Genomic DNA, 3,251 nt, shown 5'->3' with positions numbered 1-3,251 from the left:
GCGCAGACAGCGATCGCAGCGCCGCGCCAGGGCGTGGTCGTGGGTGACCAGGATCAGGGTGGTGCCCGCTTCGCGGTTGAGCGTGAAGAGCAGATCGATCACCTGGGCGCCGGTGTCCGGGTCCAGGTTGCCGGTGGGCTCGTCGGCGAAGACCAGCTCCGGGTCGGTGACGAAGGCCCGGGCGATCGCCACTCGCTGCTGCTCGCCCCCGGAGAGCTGCTTGGGCAGATGATCGATACGCTCGCCAAGCCCTACTCGTTCGAGCCAGTCGCGCGCCGTGTGGCTTTCGCCTGCCCGTGTCGAGAGCTCCAGCGGCAGCAGCACGTTCTCGAGGGCGCTCAAGGTCGGCAGCAGCTGGAAGTTCTGGAACACGAACCCCACCCGCCCGGCACGCAGCGCGGCGCGCCCGTCCTCGTCGAGCCGGCTCAAGGGGTGGCCGAACAGACTGAGCTCGCCATCGCTCGGGGTGTCGAGCCCGGCGAGCAGCCCGAGCAGGGTGGACTTGCCCGCCCCGCTCTTGCCGAGGATCGCCACGCTTTCGCCTTGGGCGACGCTCAGCGACAGATCCTTGAGGATGGTCAGCGAGCGCTCGCCGCTTCTGACCGCCTTGGAGAGTTTCTCGGCTAGCAGAACCGGCGATGCATGTGATACACCGGGGGTTTGCGGCATGGCCGCGCTCGTGCGCGCTGTCTCGGGCGACGCGGCGGGTTTCGTATCGTGGTCAAAGGAGTCGGACATGAAACGTGGCATCCCTTCAAGGTGGCGTATGGCATCCATGGTAACCGCGGGGGCACTGGCCCTGGTAGTCGTCGCCCTGCCCCAGGCCGTTGCCGAGGAGCGTCCGACGCTGCTGGTGATGGGCGACAGTCTAAGCGCGGCCTACGGTCTCGAGCAGGACCAGGGCTGGGTGAGCCTGCTCGAGCGGCGTCTGGCGGAGCAGGCCGTGGTCGTCAACTCGAGCATCAGCGGTGAGACCAGCGGCGGCGGCGCCGAGCGCTTCGCCGAGATCCTCAAAGACCGCGAGCCGGCCATCGTGCTGCTGGAGCTCGGCGGCAACGACGGGCTGCGCGGTTTGCCCCCGACCCAGATGCGCGCCAACCTGGCCGGCATGATCGAGCAGAGCCAGGCGTTGGATGCCGAGGTGCTGCTGCTGGGTATCGACATTCCCCCCAACTACGGGCAAGCCTACCGAGACGCGTTCACGTCAGTGTATCACTCGCTTACGGAGGAGTACGACGTGGCGCTGGTCCCTTTCCTGCTCGAGGGTGTCGCCTTGAACCGTGAGCTGATGCAGAGCGACGGCATTCACCCGACCGCCGACGCCCAGCCGATCATTCTCGACAACGTCTGGCCCGCGCTTGCGCCGCTGCTAGACGACGCGGGTATCACGTACGAGGAGTAGTAGCACGCCCGCTTGCGATGATGACGACCCTCATGCCATCGGCGCTTTTTGGCATGAGGTGTATAGCGCTGGTGGATACGAGCTTGTAATCTTAAGCCTCATTCGATGGCGGCTCAGGGCGTCCATGCCTAACGGTTCTCTGGTTTCTCGTTCGATGGTGTCCAGGCGCGCACTGCTCGGCGCCTTCGGGCTGTTGTCGCTGGGCGCGGGATTGGGGCTTCTCTCCTTTCCGGCGAGCGCTTTCGATCCCGAGCGCCTGCGCCAGCGCATGACGATGCTCTACGGCCAGGGCCGGCTCGACGTGCTCGAGGCCTGGTTCGCACTGCTCGAGCGGCTGGCCGGGCAGGATGTCCAGACCCAGCTTCGCGAGGTCAACGACTTCTTCAACCGGCATATTCGCTGGGTCGACGATATCGTGACCTGGGGGGAGGAGGATTTCTGGGCCACGCCGCTCGAAGCCATGGGCAAGGGCCAGGGGGACTGCGAGGATTACTCGATCGCCAAGTACGTCACGCTCAAGCAGCTGGGCGTGCCCGGCGAGCGGCTGCGCATGATCTACGTGCGCGCCCGGCTGGGGCGAAGCCAGGTCACCCAGGCCCACATGGTGCTGGGCTACTACGCCACGCCCGACGCCGAGCCGCAGATCCTCGACAACATCGCCCCGTCGATCTCGCCGGCCTCGCAACGCACCGACCTGGACCCGCTGTTCAGCTTCAACAGCGAAGGGCTCTGGGCCGGCGGCTCGTCACAGTCGCGCGCCGACCCGCTGGCGCGACTCTCGCGCTGGCGAGGCGTGCTCGAACGTATGCAATCTCAAGGCTTTCTCTAGAAGGATTCGTCATGTCACTCATCAAACAGCTCTGGCTTGCCATCATCGCCCTGCTGCTGCTCTCCTTCATCGGAAGCCTTGCGATCAGCATCACCACCAGCCGGTTCTACATCGAGCAGGAGATTCGCATCAAGAACGAGGACAACGCCAACGTCTTGGCCCTCTCGATGAGCCAGCTGGACAAGGATATCGTCACCCAGGAGCTGTTGATCGCCGCGCAATTCGATACCGGCTACTACCGCGAGATCGTGCTGCGCGACACCGGCGGCGAGGTACTGGTGGAACGCCGGGCAAGCGACTACCGGGGCGATGTGCCCGATTGGTTTCGCGGGCTCGTCGATTTCGACATTCCGCCGGGCACCGCCACCGTGCAGGATGGCTGGCAGCAGTTCGGCACGCTGACGCTGCAAAGCCACTACAGCTTCGCCTACGCGTCGCTTTGGCGCAGCGTCATCGAGCTTGCGGGGTGGTTTCTGGTGGCGGCGCTGGCGAGCCTGGCCGTGGCCGCGGTGCTCGTGAGCAGCATCAAGCGCCCGCTCGCGCGGGTAGTCGCCCAGGCCCGCGACATCAGCCGGCGGCGTTTCACCACTATCCAGGAGCCCAGCACCCGCGAGCTGCGCGACGTGACCCAGGCGATGAACGCGCTTTCCGATAGCGTGCGCCAGATGCTGACCCAGGAGAGCCAGAAGCTCGACGAGCTGCGTCGCGACCTGCAGCACGACCGGCTGACCGGCGCGCTCGACCGCGACGCTTTCCTGGCCCGGCTCTCGGCACTGCTGGAAGGCGACGACGCCCGTGCGACCGGGGCCCTGGCCATGGTGCGGGTGCAGGCGCTGGCGACACTCAACGACCGGCTGGGCCATGACGCGGTCGACAAGCTGCTGGTGGAGCTGGTGAACCGGCTCGAGAGCCTGGACGGCGACGCGCAGACCGCACTGGTCGGTCGTCTCAACGGCAGCGACTTCATCCTGGCACTGCCCCGCCAGACCGATCTCGACGCGCTGCACGCGCATCTGCGCC

Annotated in this window: 4 protein-coding genes; 3 read left to right on the top strand and 1 reads right to left on the bottom strand. The window is 66.4% G+C overall.

The annotated features are described in order from the left end of the window. On the bottom strand, nucleotides 1-669 hold a 669-nt coding region (locus tag BIS11_RS13615), incomplete at its 3' end, for an ABC transporter ATP-binding protein (RefSeq protein WP_253586285.1). A gap of 106 nt (nucleotides 670-775) precedes the next feature. On the opposite strand from BIS11_RS13615, the gene BIS11_RS13610 reads away from it, so the two are divergent. The 3 genes from BIS11_RS13610 to BIS11_RS13600 all read left to right on the top strand — a co-directional run. Continuing rightward, nucleotides 776-1,402, top strand: a complete 627-nt coding sequence (locus BIS11_RS13610) for an arylesterase (RefSeq protein ID WP_301286467.1) — start codon at nucleotides 776-778, stop codon at nucleotides 1,400-1,402. A gap of 124 nt (nucleotides 1,403-1,526) precedes the next feature. Next, nucleotides 1,527-2,231 (top strand): transglutaminase-like cysteine peptidase, encoded by a 705-nt coding sequence (locus BIS11_RS13605; RefSeq protein ID WP_253426148.1) that lies wholly within the window; start codon nucleotides 1,527-1,529, stop codon nucleotides 2,229-2,231. A gap of 11 nt (nucleotides 2,232-2,242) precedes the next feature. Further along, a partial coding sequence (locus BIS11_RS13600; protein WP_253586282.1) for a LapD/MoxY N-terminal periplasmic domain-containing protein occupies nucleotides 2,243-3,251 on the top strand: 1,009 nt, incomplete at its 3' end.

The sequence above is a fragment of the Halomonas sp. 707D4 genome (assembly GCF_024158685.1).
Lineage (GTDB): Bacteria > Pseudomonadota > Gammaproteobacteria > Pseudomonadales > Halomonadaceae > Vreelandella.
The sequence above is the reverse complement of the archived record's forward strand: the minus strand, read 5'-3'. Positions and strand labels throughout refer to the sequence as shown.

Excerpts from the sequence above, each read along its gene's own strand:
- BIS11_RS13610 (WP_301286467.1), top strand. The coding sequence starts at position 776 with ATGGTAACCGCGGGGGCACTGGCCCTGGTAGTCGTCGCCCTGCCCCAG.
- BIS11_RS13605 (WP_253426148.1), top strand. The coding sequence starts at position 1,527 with ATGCCTAACGGTTCTCTGGTTTCTCGTTCGATGGTGTCCAGGCGCGCA.